Origin of the sequence: Segatella maculosa DSM 19339 = JCM 15638 (assembly GCF_000382385.1) — a bacterium.
GTDB classification, from domain to species: Bacteria; Bacteroidota; Bacteroidia; order Bacteroidales; family Bacteroidaceae; genus Prevotella; species Prevotella maculosa.
The window spans coordinates 104,628-124,970 of the sequence record NZ_KB908326.1 but is presented as its reverse complement, the minus strand read 5'-3'; the positions used below and the strand labels follow the sequence as shown (position 1 = coordinate 124,970).

The following is a 20,343-nucleotide window of genomic DNA, read 5'->3' as shown; positions in this document are numbered from 1 at the left end:
CATATCCTTTATCCATAAGGTAATAGGCGCCTGTTTCGATTGGCAGCATATCCATAGCTTGGCTATCATGTACGTTGCCGGGAGTAAGGAGAACAAAGTTAGGTATACTGTTCTTAACATCAACCAAGGTATGCATTTTGAACGCCCCTTTATCATGATGGAACTTTGCCCAAGGACAAAGCTGCAGACAAAGATTAATGGTACTACTGTCAAAAGCATAGACCATGTTGTCGATGTTCAGACGGTAATAATTATCCTTATAAAGGGCCTGAGCTCTATCGACAAGTATCATTGCATGTCTTGATAAATACGCCAGTTTTTCTTTTCGTTCATATCAGCAAGAGTAGACATTGGCATGATTTTCAATCCCGCATGGTACAATTTGGAGTTGAATGCGGTAAGTTGAGCTTCTATACTTCGAAAACTTGCACTGCTAGTAAATTGAGCATATCTCATGACAAGAAACTGATCACGGCAAGTGAAACGTCTTGCATGAAAATCCCCTCGATATCTGTCAACACATTTCCTGAGCTCGTAATCAGGGATGAGAGACATCAGTTGCGAGAGTACAGTGTTTCCGACATTCATATCCTGTGCTATCTTATATATGAAACAGTACAAAGATAAGAAATCAAATCGGAAAATTTTTAAATCGATGTATCTCATTGAATATTAACGAAATAAATGATAGTCTGGAAATTTTAACCGGACACTAGTGTTCATTTTGTTAAAATCTTGAGTCAGACGAAACATTATAGAATCAACCAGCAGTTGCATCTTGGGTACAATGATATCAATAATTTTGAAAAACCCCCTCCTTGAAGCGTTAAAAGAAGCGTTAAAACTTCATAAAATCCGCAAAAATATCGCTGTCCGCTAAAAATTCTCTGTACAACACAAAATAATCACTATATATGGTCGTTTTTGGACCCAGTTTCTATTTTGGGGAATTTAACATATTAAGATTCCATGGATTTTTTATTGCCTCATGAAAAATCCGGCAATAGATTACATCGATCCTTTCGTTTTTTCTCCCCAAAGGACTCCTTGAACCTGCTGGTTGAATTAGATTAAAGTGTATTTGACTTGACCTATAGGCTTATGATTGAGAAAATTGAGATACTGTAGCATGGTGAAGGCTGCTATCTTTGCAGCTATCCTTGTGAAGAATCCTTGTGGTTGCTTTGCATAGTTGCGTATCATCATCAGATGATCATTCAATTGGGAGAACACCGACTCAATTCTCTTTCTGTATCTCCTATAGGCCCAGCTTGGTGGCCGCCGATGAGAACGGATTTGTGAGCAACTATTGGTATGATGCCGATGGTGAGTGCACAGTGAAGACCAGTGGCGAGAATGAAGCTATATACGTAAACTCAGAGTTCTCTGGTGGTAACACTGGTACGGCTCGCTTCTCACTCTATGTCAGCCCATACTTGGTGGCAGGGCAAGGTGGTAAGTACACCAAGCATATCTACATCGGCTCACAAAGAATCGTCAGCAAGCTTGGCGACTTGGCAAGCTACGGTGCAGACCCACGTAAAATACCATACGCTGGCAATGAAGCTGACGGTGTGACGGTGGACTACAAGAAAAAATATGGTGAGCAGTTGCAGGCTATCAAGGAAAATTTCGTACCTTTGACATACCTTACAATGGTAAGGCTAATGATGACTATGTGAATAGTCAGGTTTGTCCAAAGGACATTGTCGGCTGCACTTGGAAATGATAGAGCAAGCTCACTTTCCTCTCGTTTGCACGACAATTCTGCTGCAACGACGGTACACCGGAGGCAGCACAAGCAAGGGCAATGGCACGCACAAGAGCGGCGATCGGTAACTTCAAGCCGAATGACGACTACGAAAAGATGCAGTTCTACTACCACCTGGCCATTTGGGTAGCAGCAGTGAATTTGGTGCAACACCTGGAAAAACTATTTATATTGATGTGGGATTAATAATAACCCACACCATAGATGATTTTACCGAGTAGCAAATATTTATTAACATTCCCCTCATTGATTCATTGGGAAAATTATACCATGAGATTAATGAAGGGGTAATAGAATGTATTTATGAAATCATTATTAGTAGTATTATTTGTAATTTGCATGTATTCTGTGATATCCCGTGTTCGCAACGTGTTCGCAAGCAAAAGAAAAAGGAGTTGCGCTAATGGCGTAACTCCTTGATTTTCAATGTGGACCAGCCAGGGCTTGAACCTGGGACCTCCAGATTATGAGTCTGTTGCTCTAACCAACTGAGCTACAAGTCCGGGAAACTGATGATTCGCGTGCAAAGATAGTGGGTTTTGAGGAGAAAACCAAATAAATGGCGAAAGAAATCAGGAAAAAAAGACTATCTTTGCATAAAATTGCGGCATAAGCCCATTGCAGTCAGGGGCCCACATGCCCACTGTTGCCCCACGCTCAAAGGAATCCAAGGTTATGAACACAATATTTTTAAGTGAGGAAAACAACGCCATTGCGCCCTGCGTAGGCACCATCGGCTTCTTCGATGGCGTACATCGGGGCCATCAGTTCCTCATCAAGCAGGTCAAAGAAGCTGCAGAAGCCGGCAGATTTGCCTCAACCGTGATCACGTTTGACCGTCATCCGCGACAGGTTTTGCACAGCAACTACGTGCCACAACTGCTGACTACACTCGAAGATAAGCTGCTGTTGCTCTCGAAAACAGGCATCGACAACACTGCGGTGCTACATTTCGACGAGGCAATGGCACGTCTTTCGGCCTTTGAATTCATGCAACAAGTGCTCCGCGACCGGCTGAAAGTGAAGCAGCTCTTCATCGGTTACGACAACCGTTTCGGCCATAACCGCGAGGAAAAGTTCGACGATTACGCGCGATACGGCCGCGAATTAGGCATCGACGTCGTTCATTCCGAGGCCTTTCTTCTGCATGGTGTCAACGTCAGTTCATCGGTCATTCGGTCTTTCCTACAGGCCGGCGAGGTGGAAATGGCCCGCCAATGCCTCGGCTATCCTTACACCTTTGTCGGCAAAGTGGTGCATGGCTACGGGCAAGGTCACAAGATGGGCTTCCCGACAGCCAACATCGACACGTCTGAAAGCGGCCAACTCACGCCCGAACCGGGCGTATATGCCGTGACCATAAAGGTTGAAAACGATGCCGAAGTGCACCATGGTATGATGAATATCGGCACACGTCCCACGTTCGAAGGCCAGAAATTGACACAGGAAGTGCACCTTTTCGACTTCGATGGCGACCTTTACAACAAGCAAATTCACGTGTCTTTCGTCCATCGTATCCGCGAAGAGAGGCGGTTCAACAACGCGTTTGAACTGGTAGAGCAGCTTCGGAAAGACCGTTCACAAATAAAAGAACAACTCAAAAACGAAACAGAATAATGAACAAAACAGGCAAAACAATACTTGATACACTGCTGTATCTCGTCACATTCGTCATCATTCAGCTTGCCATTCCCCTGATTCTTGTGGTCGGTTATATGCACTTCAATCCCGATCCCCAGCTGAATTTTGGAAACATTCTCACCCAAAACGTAACGCTCAACATCGCATCTTCCATCATCGGCAGCCTCATTGTCATCGCCCTTTTCATCAAGTTGGGCTGGGTATCGAGGTCACGTGCCTATCTTGTTTCACGCCCTTGGACTACGCTGATGTGGGTAGTTCTTGCGGCAATCGGCATTATCATTCCGGCTTCCGGACTTGAAGAATTGTTCAAAGTGGATATGCCCGAGCAGCTTGAAGTGCTTTTCACACGAATGATGCACGAGCCTTTAGGCTATGTGGCCATAGGAATATTGGGACCGCTTGCTGAAGAAATCGTGTTCCGTGGTGCTATTCTGCGCACGCTTCTCAAGCTTTTCGGGAGCAAACCTTGGATTGCTATTGCGATTTCCGCAGCCGTTTTCGGACTTGTCCACGGTAATTCGGCCCAGTTTCTGCATGCATTCCTGTTGGGTTTCCTGCTGGGTTGGATGTTCTACCGCACAGGAAGTATCGTGCCGGGTGTAGTGCTTCATTGGGTCAACAACACCATTGTCTATGTCATGGCCAATCTTATGCCGGGCTTTGAAAATGCAACCTTGAGTCAGCTTGCAAACGGGAAGCCTGTTGTTATCGCTCTTTACATCTTCTTCTCACTGTGTATTCTCGTGCCCGCCATTGTGCAATTGAACCAGCGCCTCAGGCGGTAGAGCCCACAGCCTCGCCTAAATCGTTTTTCAATCTCAGCCATTTTATGCGCTAATATGGCCCATATTGCAAGGTAATATGAGTGAGATTGGCGCACAAAATGGCTGAAATTGGAACGCAAGATATAAGCCGTTGATTATCAACTCGGTTGGCAGTTAGCGAGTAGACGGGTAGACAAGATGTATGTCCCTTTGAACATTGAATTTTTAATTCAAAATTCAATGTTCAAAGTCAATATCCCGACGACCTTATTATAGTCGGATTGATGCGTAAAATGAGGGAATTTACAGGCATGAAAAAGCCTCCTTCCATGTTGTTACTGCATAAAAGGAGGGATGATACAGCAACGCTTCTGCATGTCAGGAGGCTAAGGGCGTGTTCAAATCCGCCTGATGCGCTTGCAAAAGAAGCGTGATTCGAACACCGATATGTCTTATTTGAAGTTTGTTTCCAAGCACAAAGCCTACGTTATTCTAACGTGCTTTGCCGTAATATATTTTATTTGAGGTTTATTTTCAAGGGTTCTTTCAGGGTAGAGCAGAAATATTCGATTTCATGTTGCCATGCTTTTTGGTCTCTGATGCCCGATCCCGGCCAGCCAGCACCGAAATAATAGGTGATTTTCTCATGCGGATTGATGGTCGTTTCGCACACGGCATGCCCCGAAACGCCTTTACACAAGCGCGTATTTTGCAGCATGCGCGGTCGCGATTTCACGTTAGGAAAGAGCACACCCACGTAGATTTGGAGGTTATGTCCATCGGGATTGTCGGTCGGATCGGCGTATTGCACGTAGTCATTGCCCAGCCGGACCGTCTCTTTACCGGCGTCGTGGACGACAAATCCGGCACAGAACTTCTGCCGATGGCGCAGGTTTTCATACCAAACGGTGATGCGATTGAAGCTCGATCCCTTGTCGAGTGTGATCAAACGGTGCTCAATCAAGTCGGTTTCTCCATTCACATTCACGGGCAGATAGATGAATTCTGCACTGAAACGCAGGGGCCCATTGTCGCGCACATGGTATTCCTTGAAGCAGTAGGGCATGACAATGCTGTCGCCAATCATCAGCGCCGGGGCTCCACAACCCAGCGTTGGACCCACTTTATAGCAGTCGAGTCCATTGCCATGGTCGCGATGTAGCGAGTTATTGAGGCTGATACTGTCAGCCTCTTGCTGCTTTCCAAGGCTGCGAAGTCGCTTTTCTTCCTGATTGGCTTCATACACTTTGGCATAGCGTTCGGCCACGACGAGCCCGGGAACCGACTTCAACCAAACGTCGAAACCAAAGGCTTTCTCGCCCGTTTGCTGCAAGGCCGGACCGTAAGCACGGTAGGCACAGCGATCGTTTTCCCATGCGAAATCGTCCACACGCCACGGATATAGCCGCCCGTCTACGGCCGATTGGAAGGCGCGGGGCATGCCGCAAGTGATGTGAAACACGGCTTTTCGCTGTGGAGAAACGGCCGCTTCGACGAGCAAAAGACTGTCGGCGGTGAGCTGATAGACCACTTGTTGCTTGAAAACATTGCGCACGATGAGGGGCGAACCGTAGGCACGTCCCAGGCGTTGATAGACCTTTTTGGCATCGACTTCAACCACTTGCACACGCTGAACGGGCGTGGGATTGCTGACAACAAGGTCGATTGACTGTGCATGGACAGCCATCGGGAGTGCGAACATGGCGCAAACGAGCCAACTTCCTGCCCGCTTTGAGCGACTATTGCTGAATGATTCTCTTTCCATTTTTAATAACAATTCCTTTATAGGTTGTGCCAACTTGTTGGCCTTGCAGGTTATATATCGCGTCGATTTTCGGTATTCGGTGTTCGCAAATCAGCTCCGTGAGCCCGGTGGTTACGACGTTTCCCGACGCATCTTTCACGATAATGTCATAGAGAAAGTTGCCGTTGACGGTCGTCAACAGCACATCTCCGTCGGCTTTTACCTTGCCGATGCTCTCCTGAACGAGTGAAGGATCATCGGGAGCTGCGAAACCTTTCACGATATCCAGATTGGAAACGGCCTTGAGATAGCGTGCATCTTGGCTCGAAGCCGACTTGCTATGAACAATGATTTGCTGGTCCTTTTTGCAATCAGGGATAAGAATAGCAATGGCATTCGCGTTCAATCGGAGCACACGATAGCCCTCGTCGCAACAGAGCATGAGCTTTCCGGGGCCAAGAATCTTGCAGACATCGTTCACATATACGCCGAAACGCAATCGCTTCGTACATTCCGGTTCCTTGCCGTTTACTGAAATCGGGGTCGTATATTTCTTGATATCCTTGGGCAAAATCTTCTTGGAACCGCTCGAAACGCCCAAGGCTTGCTGGTTGATATAATAGTTGCGGCCGGCATCCTGCCCCTTGTTCCAATTGGTATCCTGCTCAAACAAGGTCTTGTCTTCTGTCGACATCACCGTGAAGTCCCATGTTGTCTTGGCCGTTTGCACGTTCGCCATCCACGACTTTATCCAATCAGGAATGCGACCCAAGCGTTTCTCCAACTGTGCCACATAGAGCGAGCGAGGGTTGACGGCCTGCCCTTGGGCCTCGTTTCGCTTCATCTGATCGGTGACAAACGGGATATGCGCTCCATGGAAGCCCACAACGGTGGGTGGTAACGACTTATACCAGATGGAACGTACGGTTTCCCACCACGAGAATGGGAAATCTTGGGGGTTGGTCGTCGTGCATTCGAAGTTCCATATCGTGAGGTCGTCCAAATGATTGGGCAACTGTGACAGCGAACCACCCATATGCAATTGCATGAAACCACCTTTGCAACAGTCGAAGAGCGTTGCCCTCGGCTGTGTCGCATGGCTTTCGAAACAGGCATCGCTGCCCCATTGACAGTTCCAAATGACGTTTCCGATGCTCGGTTTCGATACACCGCAGGCATGAAACTGGCCCAGTCCCACGCGATGATCCTTGAAGTTCTTGTCACTCGTCATGTAACCGTCGCTGTGGTCATAGACATTGGCTATCAATCCGCGTGACGAACTCGCCATGCGGACAGCAGAATGGCCTCTGTTTCCAGTAATTTCCACATCGTAGCACACGACGTTTGCACAGTCTTGAAAGGTGGCACAGCCGCTGACACTCTCGAAAGAGACACGCCGCAGCCATGAATTGACGAGCCGAATGAAGTCGAGAATGTTGTAACCTCCGTCATCGTTCCAAGAACCATGGTGCTTGAAGTGCGGATTGGCTTTGCCTCTGAACGTCACATCTTCTACTCCCAGCCCTTCATAATGGCGATATTCGGTGAGTTCCCAGCCGTCGCTCGGCTTGACGGCATGCATAATGGGTTCTTCAAAGGTCACTTCATTGCCCGAAATGGCTTTGATTTGATGGTAATCAACGACCGTCACGCCGCTTTGCGTGAGGTTGGTCATTGTTGTTTCGGGCGTTCTGCCTTGGAGTTCCTCCTTGATAACCAAAGGATCTTTATTCGGTTTCATGTAGAGACGCACCCATTGGCCTACAGTCAGCTTGCTGGTGTCGTCTACTTTGACCTTGAACGTGTTCTTGGCAGCGGTCCCAACGACCGTAGCATAGCTTTTCGGGGTCTTTGTCCCATAGTTCAAGAGACCCAACATCGACGGAGAGCTATAGAGAATCTTCTCATCTGCCGGCAGCATTGGGGCTGTCATGGTGAGGAAAGTCTTGTCACGTCCGGCGCCTTTCAGTATGACATCGTTCGCAGCCAGATTGATACGGACCGACTTTTTCTTGTTGGTAGCAGCGTCTATGACGTCATCTTCTTCGGAATGAAGAATGAATTCTCCTTCCGGAAAGTAGATGATGGCGTGGGCTTTCACGTTATATCCGATTTTCTTGATAACCTTTTCCAAAGCCTGTCTGTCCGATTTTCCATCGTTGGGAACGGCTCCATAGTCCATGACATTATAGACGGTGTAGCCCGGATAGCTTTCGGGCGGAAGTGAAAGGCCGTGATTATAGCCCGCATACGAGAAATCCAACAACACGTTATCCTTGGAATTCGTGGCAAATTCATTCCATGCCGTGGTGTAAGGCCCTTGCGCACAAACAGGCAAAGTAGCCATCAAGCAGCCCATGAGCCATAGTTTCTTGTTGTGTTTCATTTCTTATATTTTAAGATTTCGTTTAATATGCCTTGCTTGTACCATGGGTCGTCGATCTCATGCAGCAACTCTCCCAATCTCAAGCAAAGCTTTTCATAGTCTATCGGTCGGTCGGTCGGGGTGATATTATGCAACTGATAAGGGTCGTTCCAGTCGTCGAAGAAGAGTGTTTTCACGCGTTTGTGTTTCCTATTGATATAGAACGCCAGTGTGTAACGGCCAGTCTTGATGCCTCGGGCGGAAGGGAAATAATCGCTGACGATGCCTTCTGCGTTCTTTGTTCCGTCCATATTCTGAATGTAGAGTGCGGCATCAGGCCGCTTCACTGCGGCTTTCCCGTTGATGAACAAAGCCGAATAGTCGCGTCCCTGCACGCTGTGGGGAACCTTGTTTCCCAAGCCTGCCAGTCCGAGAAGGGTCGGCATGATATCCGGAGACGACAGCAATAGCGAGTCAACCCGTGGAGTGAGCCTTCCGGGATAGCGTGCCATGAAAGGTATGTTCATTGATTCGGCATAGGGAGAGTTCTTAGGATCCTCCGTACCTTGGCTACACATGGTCTCTCCATGGTCAGAAGCAAAGACCACAATCGTGTTCTTTTCGAGGCCTGCTTCCTTCAAAGCGTCCAATATTTTGCCGAAAGCTCTGTCCACACCTGTGACAGATGCGAAGTAGAAAGCAGCCGAACGGGTCTTTAACATGGTTCGGTCGGCATTGTCACGCACCAGCAGACTGTCGATAGGACGGTCCTTATAGCGGGCGTAGTCCTCGGGCATACAGTCGGCTTCTGACCGATATGGGCTGTGAGGAGGGTTCATGGCGACCATCAAAAAGAATGGACGTTTGGCGTCTCTGACCCCATTTTTGTTCTTGATATAGTCTGCGGCGACCTTCGCTTCGTGCAAGGGAGACCACTCATGCGGCTCATGTTTCTTGCCGTTTGTGTCCCAATAATGCGGATTCTTATGTACATCGTAGGTGCCATAAGCGTACCAGAAGTTGAAACCGTGCCGCCGTTCGGCCGGAGTATAGGCGTCCCAAACGGGCATAATGTCCTCCACATAGTGGCCGGGACGGTCAGGATCGTTCCTTTCGGGGCGGTCGGCGTGCAGCTTTCCAATGTATCCGCAGTCGTAACCGGCCGCTTTGAACACGTCGCCCATGCATATCGTCTCCTGACGGATATAACTGAAGGGGCGAGTAGAGTTGCAATTGACGGGAACGCCGCTGCGATTAGGATACATACCGGTGAGCAGACTGCCGCGATGTGGGCTGCTTAGCGGGAAATTACTCATGGCCGAGGTCAGAACGACGGCCTCATGGGCAAACTGATTCAGGCGAGGCGTATACGTAGGGTCGCCTTTGAACTTCACATGTTCAGCGTAACCGGGACGCTGCCATATCCCCAATGCGCAGTTACGGAACTGATCGGGGAACACATAGACGACATTCGGACGTGCGGTTTGACCGCCCGCAGCATACATCATCTGCGGACTCAAGGCCAAGGCGCCTAAGAACAACTTTCCGTTTTTCATTTTCTTCTCGTTAAGGCTTCCAGAAAATAGTAGTCGGCATAGTTCAATGGGACATCAATCTCATTGTTATGTGGAATGCTTCCCACAGAGTGCATCAGCAAGAAACAGCCGTTCTTGCCTAATGGTGCACGGTATTCGGGTGTCGAAAGCGACTGCATGATCCTGTCAGCGAGCGTCGCATAGCCGCTATCCGGCAGATATTCGTTCATTTCATACAGGGCGGAGGCCACGCAGGCAGCACTCGAAGCGTCGCGAGGTTCGTTGGGTATGTTCGGTGCATCAAAGTCCCAATAGGGCACAAGGTCGTCGGGAAGGTTCTTGTTGTGCATGATAAAGTTCAAAGAAGCAACGGCCCTGTCTAAGTATTTCTTGTTGCGTGTGTACCGATAGCAGGTAGTATAGCCGTAAACAGCCCATGCCTGTCCCCTTGCCCAAGCACTGTTGTCAGCATATCCCTGTGCCGTTTGCCGGTGAAGCACCTCACCTGTCGTCGGATTATAATCGACTACATGATAGCAACTGCCGTCCGGACGGAACTGATTCTTCAACGTTGCATCGGCATGGGCAATGGCTACATTCCAGAAAGTGGAGTCTCCGCTCAGGCGGGTTGCCTCGAACAGCAGCTCAAGGTTCATCATATTGTCGATGATGACGGGGCATGTCCAGCCGCGTTTCGACTGCCATCCCTTGTCAGTATTCCATGACTGAATGACTCCGGCCCCCTTCCGAAAGCGGGTGCAAAGCGACTTTGCGGTCTGAATGATAACTTTCTTGTATGCCTTGGTGGGCTGTAACCGATAGTTGTTCAAGTAACTTGAACCTATCATAAAGCCGACATCGTGGTGCCACTTCAGGTATTGTATGGAGTCTAACACCTCGGTGAAGCGCTTGGATTGTTGCAACCACGACTTGTCATTGGTCAACCGATAGAGGTAGTACAGGCTTCCTGCGAAGAAACCCGAGCACCAATCATCGGTCGGAATATACACCATGCGGCTCATCTTGTCAATGGTTTTGGGGATACGGACGGCACCTTTTCGGCCAATTTGGTCGAGCATCAACGAATATTGCCGTGATGCAAAGACGATATCTTCGCTCATGGTGTTACATACATTCCCTTGATTGGCCATGCAAAGGGCCGGAGTCAGCAGAAAAACTCCTGCTGCAAGCAGCAATTTTCTTATTTTCATGTTATAGTTTGTTTAGTTCGATATCGTAACTCAGTCCATCTTTACACCTCACTTCAATGATGGTGGTCTTGTTCGTCCGGTCAATCAGTCTTATATTATCGTCTTGTTGAAAATTCCATTTGCCCAACAGCGTCACGGTTACAGGTATTTCGCGGCTTGGGTTCTTGATCCAAGGGCGGCTGTAAATGCTTCTTTCTACGCGTTTTCCATCTTTATAGATGTCGTCAGCGGGCCCTTGATACAGTGAAAGGTCGGGTTGTGCGACCGTCAGTACCATCTTTTCCTTGCCTACCTGACGTATCATGGCAAGGCAAGTGGTGTCGGTTTGCAGCAACGGACCGCCGGGAAGGAGTCCTTTCGGGGTCTCGAAGAGAACGTAGGAGAGCGACTTCGTGGCATCAGAACGCACGATATGGGCATCTCTATTCCGTTGAATGACAGTATATGTGGGCGTTGTTTCGAAGGCTTTCAGCCGTTCCGGAGTCGTATTAGGGAGCACGGCATACTCGTAACTGCCGTTCCGAGGAGCCTTCCCATGGCTGATATAGAGCGAAGCCCACATGCCTTCGTTGGGCTTATCAGTGTCATTGTCGCGCGACTGCTGGCTGACAAGGCCCGTAAAAGTGGCGGAGTTGGGACTGTAATATCCCGTTCCTAAATGGTCTAACCATGTTTTTCCGTCGCCTTGATAGGCCTTCCAATAAGCCTGCACCTGCGCATCAGGGGCTGCCAACTGGAAGATCGTGGTCTCGGTATCGTGTTGTTTGTCGTTGTTTTCTATGTCGCTTCCGAGGCAGACAATGACATCGTTGAAGAAATGATAGGACTTACGGGCCCTGAAAGAGCCATCGTATTTGTCGTGTTCATGCAGCTTCATGCCGAAGTTCCCATTGCTGCCTTGCTGTGAGAGCCCGCCTGCGAAGGCTTCGTCAGAGAAAAGCATCTCCTCCACGCCCGAATGCAAATCGACATTGCGTATCTTTGCCCTCAAATCGGCCAAAGGCAGATGCAAACTTGTGACACCCGGAATGCGATTCCAGTTGAAACCGGCCTCCTGCCAGCCGCTTGTCGTTGGGGTAACGTCCTGGTTTTGAGGTGCAGTCATCAGGAACAAACTACCATAACCCAGATAACGACCGAACTGATTCTCGTTCGTATAGTGTTCACTACTCCACAGGTAACGACTCATACCACGGACCACTGCCGACCAATTTCCTCTACGTTGTATTGAAGCACAGGCGTAACCCAAGGACAGATTGCCCTGAGGAGCCGCCTCTGGTCGGATACCTTGCGCTGCAAACTGCCTGCAAAGCTGTTTTTCTTTGAGCAATGTCGTGTGCTCAACCAAGCGCATGAAGCTCGCCGCCATGTCCACATCGACAGGCTTATTGCCGTCGGGTGTCCCCGATAAAGCCATATAAGCGTAATGCATTGGGGTGAGATGGCCTTTCCCATCAGGGTGACGGCCTGACATGGAAAGCGGAAAATGCAGTTTATTACAGTAGAAACGCATAGCCAAAAGCGCGTTCTTCACCGTCTGATGTGCCAGCTTTCCGACTGCAAACTCGGTTCCGCTCAAGATGTAAATCATCTGTGTGGCACCGTTCAATCCACCAATGGCGTAGGCAGGATAGTTGTTACAATGATGATAAGCAGACCCATCTATCTTGAAAGAATCCATTAAACCCGGAGCAGGACGGCAGCCCCAATCCAACCAACGAGAGCAGGAACGGACGTATTGCAGCTTCTCCGGCGAGTCTTCCATCAGCAGAATGCTTGCCATACAGCCGATGGAAGCCGTGTTAAATGTGTCCATATCCATGCCGTTGACCGTGGGTTTGGCATAAAGCTGCTTCAATTGCGAGTACCATGTCATGGTGGCTACGGCTTCGGGCAACTTTCCAGCGGCCTTCAGTACGTCTTTCATCAGGAAATATGCAATGTACATGCTGCGAAGACTGTAGCCGTAATGATGGATATTGCCCCAACATGAACCCCAAGTCACGCCTTGGTCGGTAATATGTTCATACATCAAGAGGAACATTCCTTGCAGTTCTTTCTTGTCTTCTTCTGCTGTGGCATTGTTATAAGCCACGGCAATCTGCTGCATAAGCTTGAAATAATCGTTCATTTCAAAGCCGGTACGCGTCAGAATTTCCTTGTCCCAGCCGGGCATCATTCGCTCGTAGGCCTCCGCATGGCGCACAAACCAAATGGGCATTCCCGTGATATTGCCTTTCTTTTCCCTTATTTTATAGACATCAAACTTGTCCCGAAGGGTTTCCATCTGCTTGGGATAGAGTTTCGCAGGCGTATAAACGAGACTGCGGAACCGCTTTTCCATCTGCTGCATAGCCTTGCTTTGCTGTTCCGTCACAGGGGTCAAGGCGATGTCGGGCTGCAGTTTTGAATGCTTCAACACCTGCAACCAGTCGTTCGTCGTCTTGGGATTGACAAACGGAAGCTGCTCATCTGCGGTTTGATAGCGTGGATCTACCTTGATAGCCGTTATCAAATGGTCGATATACAGCCTGCCCTTCGTATCGGGGCCCTTGATTTTGATTTCGTCCATGCCGGGTTCTGCGTTTCCTTTCATGTCACGTTCGTAGCAAACCCACGCTCCTCGCCAGCCTTTGAAGTTGAGGTTCATGGGAAAGGACGTGCATACTTTCCCTTGTTTGCAGAACTGAAAGACCAGAGATTTCCCAGATAGCGGGGCTTCATTGTAGACCCAAACGATAAAAGCAGAGAGATAGTTGTCCAAACCATCAGTTTTGCGAGGCTCAAATTGTAAGTCTTTGTCGATTTTCAGCACCCCTCCAGCCTGAAAGCTCCACTCCAGCGACTTCTTTCCATTCTTGAAATGCTTGTCGGAAAGCGTAACAGCGGATTTCTCCACCTTAATATATTGCAGTTCCTTGGCATTTTCAAACGAGAACATGCGGGAATCATGGTACAATTGGGCATGTATTGCTGACGAAAACGCCAGACAACATGCCGCTATTGCCATTCGCACCAATTCTACTTGCTTCATATCGTCATTCAACCACCTTGATGTTCAATTCGCGCAACACCTGCGACTCGGCCTTATAGTTGCTGTTTGTTGCCACGAAAGTGGCCTTATAGGTACCTGCAGTCTTATATATATAGGTATAAGAGGACGTCCCCTCCGTCACATTCTTGATGGGTTGCCCGTAATCCGGCGAGCAGGCATTGGCTAAAATCATGTTCGAGACGAGCCAACTGTATTTCAATTTGGCCCCACTATTGGAACTATGAATGAAGAAATCACCTTTTGTGGCCCCCGAAAGGTTCCATATACCACTCGTACTGTTGGTAACTGAGCCGTATTCACGGTTAACTGTCATCGAACGTTGGTCATTCAAGCGGTGATGACACATCATGTTGACGGGCGTAAAGTTGAAATCGCCGGCAAAGAGGGTCGAAGTCGTCCCGTCTTTCATGGTGTTGACGATTTTCATGCCTACGATATTCACGCGTGGCTGTGCAGCTGCGTTGGAAACCGGCTTATAACAGGCCGCAATTGTCATGCGTTTGCCGAGATAAGGCGTGAAGTCTACTTCGAAATGCGTTGCATTGGCTGCATTACTGGGTGCTGTTGGCATCTTGGAAGGGTCAACGAGGTCGTTCCATGCAAAGCCTTCGACCAGAACGGAGTCTGCTTCAAATTTATTTTTAGCGAGTCCCGGGAACGTTTCCGAGAGATACAGCTTCAACAGATTGACCGAAGTGGCGGCATTACCATATTGATACCAGACGGAAAAGCTCAGTTTAGACGACACAATGTCTTTTAATGCCACTTGATCGCGCTTCCGATAGATGAATTTACGGCCGGATTCCCCACTAAAGAAAGTAATGAAGTCGGGATTTCCCGTGAAATCGAAAGTCAACGGCGTGCCTTTCTTGACGACAACTGTATTGCCTTCCCATGTAACATTGCCCGTGGACGAAACCGTTACGTCCAAGGCTGCCTTCTCTTCCAGCTCATCTTCACAACTGACAAGGGCAAAGGTCAACAATGGAATCAATAAATATATATATCGTTTCATATCGTTTGAATTTATTGGATAACAAATTGAATACTGAGAAATAGGCGCTTTCGCTCCCTACCATCCTGGGTTATTGTCCTTAATCGCCTTGTTGACGGACATTTCGTTTGATGGAATCGGGAAATAATTATAGGTATCCGACACTTGGAAATACGTGTAGACGTTGGAAGGGCCCAAGGTCCAGTTGCTTCCATTCTTGGCTCTGGCGACCAACGCATTCATATTGGCCTTGAATTCTCCCCAACGAATCAGGTCGAAACGTCGTGTCATCTCGAAACACAGCTCCATGGCGCGCTCATTCTTAACAGCTGTGCGGAAATCTTCCTGATTAAGGCCTGCAAGAACGGCTATACCAGCCCGCTGTCTAACAGCGTTGATGCATTGATAGGCCAATGTCGTGGGCCCACCGTTGACTTCATTCTCGCATTCTGCCACCATCAGCAACACATCGGCATAGCGAAGAATCGGGAAGTTGACCAATGTGAAGTTCTTATTCTTCTTGTCCGGTTCGTATTCGCGCCGCCATTTGCCGCATGCCCTACTGTAATCCGTGGTCTCGGTGGTCTTTTCGCGGTCGCCGAACTTCGCATTGGAAGGCTGATCGCCGTAACTGAACGACTTGTTCCAGTATTGTGCCTTCACTTCATCACGCTTTCCTTTCTCGAACATACGGCCGTCAACGCCTTTTCCCGACTTGGATTGCGTGTAAGTAAAGGGAGCTATGTTCCAATTCATGCGGTTCTTGTCTCCGTTTGCTTCATAGAGCTCATACAGTTTCGGCGTACTCCAAAAGAAACAATAGCCAAATCCGGGGTCAGCCTTGCCGGTAAGTTCGGCTTTACTCGACAAATCGGGAGCCTGAATGCCGATGATATTCCCCACACGTCCCTCCGTTCGGGTGTCGGTGCTGTAGTTTCCCGTGAATTCTGCCTCCCAAATGCTCTCCTTTCCTGTCGTGTTGTACTTGTCGGAACATTGGTCGATGAAGTAATCCCAATAGTTTGGCGCAAGCGTGTGCCCTTCATGCATTACTTTCTGGGCAAAGGTGCCGGCCTTTGTGAAATAGGTTTTGCGCAAGGTTGGGTCGGGTGCCACGCCATCGCGGAAACATTCGCCGGCACGGAACATATACACCCTTGCCAAGATGCCCCATGCCACCGACTTGGTGACGCTTCCCGGCAGATAACCGTTCTCAGATGCCGTCTTGAGATGGTCGGCACTTTCTTCCATCTCCTTGCAGATAAAGTCGTAAATTTGCTCCTTGGGCGTACGTGCAATCTGCAAACCATCTACGGATTGCGTGGAAGAAGTCTTGAAAGGAACGTCTCCCCAGCACTGAACGAGGTTAAAATAATAGAAAGCACGCAGGAACCGAGCCTCTGCGGCCATTCTTTTCTTGGCCGATTCGGGCAGTCCCGAAACCCCATAAACACTCTCTAAGAAGATATTTGCACGGTTGATGCCGGCATAAAGCGTATACCAAAAGGCCGTAACCGCAGGGTCACTGCTGTTGGCATTGTTGCAAATCAAGCCTCTTGTAACCGGAGAACGACCCGGACCGCCGTAGGCTTCCAAGTCATCTCCGCCGGCAAGGAAGAAATAGTCGTTGCCATAGAAAGAGGTTTGAGTCAGAATAGCATACACACCTTTAAGGAATGACTCCGTTTCGGCCTCGTTTTTGAAGTAGCTTCCCGACGTTGTTCGCGTCGGTTCTTTATCCAGAAAGTTGCAGCTTGCAGTCAATATCAGGGCTGCCGACAGTATAATGATCGATAATTTAGATAATTTCATTGCAGATACTTATATATATGATTAGAAACCAAGGTTGATGCCGAAGCTGAAACTACGTGCACGCGGATAGGCAGAGAAGTCCAATCCCGGCGTCAGGGCACTGTCCTTGATGGATACTTCGGGGTCATAACCGCTGTAGTTGGACAGGGTAAACAGGTTCTGTGCGGCGAAATAGATTCTCAACCGGTCGATTTTGAAGCGCGAAAGCATCTTCTTCGGAACACTGTAGCCCAAGGTCACGGTCTTCAAACGCAGGAACGAACCGTCTTCGATGATGCGCGAAGAGAACACACGGTTGGAACTTGAGGACGTAGCCCTTGGAATATTGCTCGTCGGATTGTCCACCGTCCAGCGCTCAGCGTAGCTGGCATACTGGTTCAGTTCACGGGCTTTGTTCCACGAACTCTCGAACATCAGCCGGTTGGCATTCAATATATCGTTGCCATATGACCACTGGAAGAACACGCTGAGGTCGAAATCACCATAGTAGAAGTTGTTGGTAAAGCCGCCGATATGCTTGGGAAGTCCGTTACCGATTGTCGTACAGTCATTCGAATCGATGACACCATCGCCGTTCACATCGCGATATTTCGGCATACCGGGCTGTGTATTGGCCTCTGAAGCAAAGTGAGGAACGTTCGATTTCAGCGTATAACTGTCGCCCGACTTATTGAAATCCTCATACTTATAAGTCCCTTCATAGATGTAACCATACATGGTTCCCATCGAATGTCCTACCTTTGCGATGTAGCTACTCTGCGTGTTGAAGTTCTGATCGAACTGTGCTGCGGTGAGCAGTGCCGTCTGATTGTCTGCCAATGCCAGCACTTTATTGCGGTTGAAAGCAATGTTGAAGTTCGTTGTCCACTCAAAATTCTTGGTCTTGATGTTGGTGGTATTCAACGTGATTTCCAAACCTTGATTGCGAACCTTGCCCACATTCTTCGTCGCACTGACGAAACCTGAAGACAAAGGAAGGCTCGATACCAACAGTAAATCGCGTGTTGTCTTGCTGTAAAGGTCTACCGTCAGCCCGATACGGTCGTTGAAGAAGCCAAGATCGAAGCCCAAGTTCCATTGCTCTGTGGTCTCCCATCTCAAGTCTTTGTTGGGGATTGAGGTCGGAACCATGCCCACATTGGTGTTGTCGTTGTTGAAAGGAAAGACGCCACTTGGGACACTTCCGAGCGAAACGAGGTCGCCTTCGCGGTCCTTGAGCAGCTGGTAAAGCCCATAGGTGTCGTATTCTCCCACGCGATTATTACCCGTCAGACCCCAACTCAAGCGTAATTTTCCGCTGTTCATCGTACTGCGTAAGGGCTTCATAAACTTCTCTTCAGTGACGTTCCACGCCAAAGATCCAGAGGGAAAGTAGCCAAAACGGTTCTTTCCTCTGAACTTTGAGCTACCATCGGCACGCATTGTTGCGGTGGCATAGTATTTTGATTTGTAGTTGTAATTGGCGCGACCGAAGTAAGACATCATGGCCCAAGAGGCCTTATCCGACCGGGTCACCGTCGGTGTTCCATCGCTCATGCCGGCCATTCCAAGGCTTTCGTTCGGTATGCGAATGGTCTTGAAGCGATAATATTCATAGTCTGAGTTCTGAAGTGAGAAACCCAACAGCGCATTCAGATAGTGACGCTTGTTGAAATTGGTCTGCCATGTCAGCGTATTCTCATTCAACCATGTGGCACGCTTGGTGCGAATGACCTGCGCATTCACCTTCTCAATCGACGTACGGCCGCCATATCGGGTCTTTGAATTGTTGAACATGTCGTTGTCAAAGCGTGTATCTGTGTAGCCACCCGACACTTTCAAGCGCAGTTCTTTCGTCAGTTTGTATTCCACAAAACCATTGAATTGCAAGTAAGTTGTCGTTTGTTTGTTGTATTCGTTGTTCAACGACATGATGGGATTGAAGCGATAATCGGTCGTATTGTTGACGTCGTCGTCTGTCGCATTCTCCACCAACGACTGCAAAGGCAGGCCGGGTTGCGTCACAGGACGGTAGCCCCACACGCTGTAGAAGAGGTTGTTCATGCCCGAATGAGACGAGGCCGAGGGCGATTGTCCCATGCGTCGGGCCTGAGAATAGTTGAGGTTGAGGTTCACTCTCCACTTCTTATGGTTGATAGTCGTGCCCAATCGGCCCTGTAAACGGTTGTAGTTGGAGTTCAACACCACGCCGTCTTGGTCGTAATACGACACGGATGCCGTGTAGCGCACGCCCTCGTTGCCCCCCGTGAGACTCACATTATGGTTCTGTAATGGGGCAGTTCTGAAGATCATGTCCTGCCAATCGTATTGCGGAATGTTCCGATAATCGTCCAAAGTCCACTGCTTTCCGTCGTGAAGAGACAGGTAGGTGTCGTCAACAGTCTTTGAATACATCTCCTTTTGCAGCGAAACAAAGTCGTAAGCATTCATCATTGGAATCTTCCGGGTCACCGTTTGCCAACCCATACTTCCGTCATAATTCACCTTAGGTTGGCCGATTTGGCCGTTCTTTGTGGTGATGATGATAACGCCGTTTGCCCCACGTGCACCGTAAATTGCCGTGGCCGAAGCGTCTTTCAGCACGTCAATCGAAGCGATATCCGACGGATTGATAGACCCTGCAATACTCGCATCCTCTACCGGAAAGCCGTCGATGACATACAAAGGTGAGTTCTCTTGCGTCAGCGAATTGTTGCCTCGGATAACGATGTTCATTGTTCCTCCGGGCATACCTTCGTTAGACGACACGTTAACTCCAGCCAAACGGCCTCCCAATGTCTGGTCGAATGACGACACAGGTGTGCTGATAAGCGCCCCCACATCGGCCTTGGAAACAGACCCGGTCAGGTCACGTTTCCTCACTTCCTGATAGCCGATGACCACCACTTCCTCGAGACTTTTGTTGTCTTCCAGCAGGGTCACGGTCATCAACTTGCCCGGTTGGGCCTTCAATTCCTGCGTAACAAAGCCCAAGAATGAGAAAGAAAGCACGGCTTCTTTGCGGTCAGTCTGCAGGCTAAAGGCTCCGCTCAGGTCGGTAACCGTACCGATATTCGTGCCTTTTATCACCACACTGACTCCCGGCATCGCTTCGCCAGTGTTGTCTTTCACTACACCTGAGAGTTTAGTTTGTGCACAAATCGCCACCGATGTGAACATCATGAGGAGCGACAATATGCGTTTTTTCGTAATGTTTTTCCTTAAACGATTCATGTCTTAATCTGAAAAGGTTGTATAATTGTTCAACTTTGAATGACAAAATTAGGGAAATCGGCCCGTTGTTCATGGCAGAATAATACAAAAACATTCTAATATCGTACAAAAAACACATGATTGTGTCCGGAAATGCACCGTATGTCGGAAACCAATGCCCATTGCTTTGCCATGAAACATACATGCGTAACGATGTAGGGACGTTGACTTTGAACTTTGAATTTTGAACTTTGAA

Annotated in this window: 12 protein-coding genes, 1 tRNA gene and 2 pseudogenes; 3 read left to right on the top strand and 12 right to left on the bottom strand. The window is 48.8% G+C overall.

Annotation, left to right across the window (positions count from 1 at the left end; all coding sequences use genetic code 11):
• The 3 genes and pseudogenes from H164_RS15530 to H164_RS15910 all read right to left on the bottom strand — a co-directional run.
• Positions 1-292 (bottom strand): transposase (locus tag H164_RS15530; protein WP_026356301.1); only part of this gene is annotated, 292 nt, incomplete at its 3' end.
• A complete protein-coding gene (locus tag H164_RS16140; RefSeq protein ID WP_026356300.1) occupies positions 289-588 on the bottom strand; it encodes a DUF4372 domain-containing protein in 300 nt (99 codons plus the stop codon). The genes H164_RS15530 and H164_RS16140, both read right to left, overlap by 4 nt.
• A 477-nt stretch (positions 589-1,065) precedes the next feature.
• A pseudogene (locus H164_RS15910) lies at positions 1,066-1,263 on the bottom strand (IS982 family transposase); the annotation flags it as partial.
• An 8-nt stretch (positions 1,264-1,271) separates the two neighbouring features.
• Between H164_RS15910 and H164_RS15905 the strand changes: the two are divergent.
• A pseudogene (locus H164_RS15905) lies at positions 1,272-1,908 on the top strand (hypothetical protein); the annotation flags it as partial.
• Between the two features lie 292 nt (positions 1,909-2,200).
• Here H164_RS15905 and H164_RS0108505 read toward each other — a convergent pair.
• Positions 2,201-2,274 (bottom strand) — tRNA-Ile (locus H164_RS0108505).
• A gap of 172 nt (positions 2,275-2,446) precedes the next feature.
• On the opposite strand from H164_RS0108505, the gene H164_RS0108500 reads away from it, so the two are divergent.
• Together H164_RS0108500 and H164_RS0108495 are read left to right on the top strand one after the other, a co-directional pair.
• On the top strand, positions 2,447-3,388 hold the full coding sequence (locus H164_RS0108500) for a bifunctional riboflavin kinase/FAD synthetase (RefSeq protein WP_019968221.1): 942 nt from the start codon (positions 2,447-2,449) through the stop codon (positions 3,386-3,388).
• Positions 3,388-4,200, top strand: coding sequence for a CPBP family intramembrane glutamic endopeptidase (locus H164_RS0108495; protein WP_019968220.1), 813 nt, complete (start codon positions 3,388-3,390; stop codon positions 4,198-4,200). Before H164_RS0108500 ends, H164_RS0108495 begins: the two co-directional genes overlap by 1 nt.
• A gap of 496 nt (positions 4,201-4,696) precedes the next feature.
• Here the strand turns inward: H164_RS0108495 and H164_RS0108490 are convergent, their stop codons facing one another.
• Genes H164_RS0108490 through H164_RS0108455 form a run of 8 tightly spaced genes read right to left on the bottom strand, consistent with a single transcriptional unit; the run spans position 4,697 to position 20,108 of the window.
• A complete protein-coding gene (locus tag H164_RS0108490; protein ID WP_025830343.1) occupies positions 4,697-5,944 on the bottom strand; it encodes a DUF4861 family protein in 1,248 nt (415 codons plus the stop codon).
• Positions 5,919-8,309, bottom strand: coding sequence for a DUF4955 domain-containing protein (locus H164_RS0108485; RefSeq protein WP_019968218.1), 2,391 nt, complete (start codon positions 8,307-8,309; stop codon positions 5,919-5,921). Before H164_RS0108485 ends, H164_RS0108490 begins: the two co-directional genes overlap by 26 nt.
• On the bottom strand, positions 8,306-9,844 hold the full coding sequence (locus tag H164_RS0108480) for a sulfatase family protein (RefSeq protein WP_019968217.1): 1,539 nt from the start codon (positions 9,842-9,844) through the stop codon (positions 8,306-8,308). Before H164_RS0108480 ends, H164_RS0108485 begins: the two co-directional genes overlap by 4 nt.
• Positions 9,841-11,034, bottom strand: a complete 1,194-nt coding sequence (locus H164_RS0108475) for a glycoside hydrolase family 88 protein (RefSeq protein ID WP_025830344.1) — start codon at positions 11,032-11,034, stop codon at positions 9,841-9,843. Before H164_RS0108475 ends, H164_RS0108480 begins: the two co-directional genes overlap by 4 nt.
• 1 nt (position 11,035) lies before the next feature.
• Positions 11,036-14,068: a chondroitinase family polysaccharide lyase gene (locus tag H164_RS0108470; protein ID WP_248616188.1), complete on the bottom strand. Its 3,033-nt coding sequence runs from the start codon at positions 14,066-14,068 to the stop codon at positions 11,036-11,038.
• A 4-nt stretch (positions 14,069-14,072) separates the two neighbouring features.
• Positions 14,073-15,104: a DUF5017 domain-containing protein gene (locus H164_RS0108465; protein WP_019968214.1), complete on the bottom strand. Its 1,032-nt coding sequence runs from the start codon at positions 15,102-15,104 to the stop codon at positions 14,073-14,075.
• A gap of 57 nt (positions 15,105-15,161) precedes the next feature.
• Complete coding sequence (locus tag H164_RS0108460) at positions 15,162-16,895, bottom strand: RagB/SusD family nutrient uptake outer membrane protein (protein ID WP_019968213.1); 1,734 nt, start codon at positions 16,893-16,895, stop codon at positions 15,162-15,164.
• A 21-nt stretch (positions 16,896-16,916) separates the two neighbouring features.
• Positions 16,917-20,108 carry a SusC/RagA family TonB-linked outer membrane protein gene (locus tag H164_RS0108455; RefSeq protein ID WP_019968212.1) on the bottom strand — a complete coding sequence of 1,064 codons (3,192 nt, stop codon included), beginning with the start codon at positions 20,106-20,108 and terminating at the stop codon, positions 16,917-16,919.
• Positions 20,109-20,343 lie beyond the last annotated feature (235 nt).

Bases quoted from the DNA above. Each gene is read 5' to 3' on its own strand.
- H164_RS0108460 (WP_019968213.1), bottom strand. From the start codon at position 16,895: ATGAAATTATCTAAATTATCGATCATTATACTGTCGGCAGCCCTGATA.
- H164_RS16140 (WP_026356300.1), bottom strand. From the start codon at position 588: ATGAATGTCGGAAACACTGTACTCTCGCAACTGATGTCTCTCATCCCT.
- H164_RS0108500 (WP_019968221.1), top strand. From the start codon at position 2,447: ATGAACACAATATTTTTAAGTGAGGAAAACAACGCCATTGCGCCCTGC.
- H164_RS0108480 (WP_019968217.1), bottom strand. From the start codon at position 9,844: ATGAAAAACGGAAAGTTGTTCTTAGGCGCCTTGGCCTTGAGTCCGCAG.
- H164_RS0108455 (WP_019968212.1), bottom strand. From the start codon at position 20,108: ATGAATCGTTTAAGGAAAAACATTACGAAAAAACGCATATTGTCGCTC.
- H164_RS0108475 (WP_025830344.1), bottom strand. From the start codon at position 11,034: ATGAAAATAAGAAAATTGCTGCTTGCAGCAGGAGTTTTTCTGCTGACT.
- H164_RS0108485 (WP_019968218.1), bottom strand. From the start codon at position 8,309: ATGAAACACAACAAGAAACTATGGCTCATGGGCTGCTTGATGGCTACT.
- H164_RS0108470 (WP_248616188.1), bottom strand. From the start codon at position 14,068: ATGAAGCAAGTAGAATTGGTGCGAATGGCAATAGCGGCATGTTGTCTG.
- H164_RS0108490 (WP_025830343.1), bottom strand. From the start codon at position 5,944: ATGGAAAGAGAATCATTCAGCAATAGTCGCTCAAAGCGGGCAGGAAGT.
- H164_RS0108495 (WP_019968220.1), top strand. From the start codon at position 3,388: ATGAACAAAACAGGCAAAACAATACTTGATACACTGCTGTATCTCGTC.
- H164_RS0108465 (WP_019968214.1), bottom strand. From the start codon at position 15,104: ATGAAACGATATATATATTTATTGATTCCATTGTTGACCTTTGCCCTT.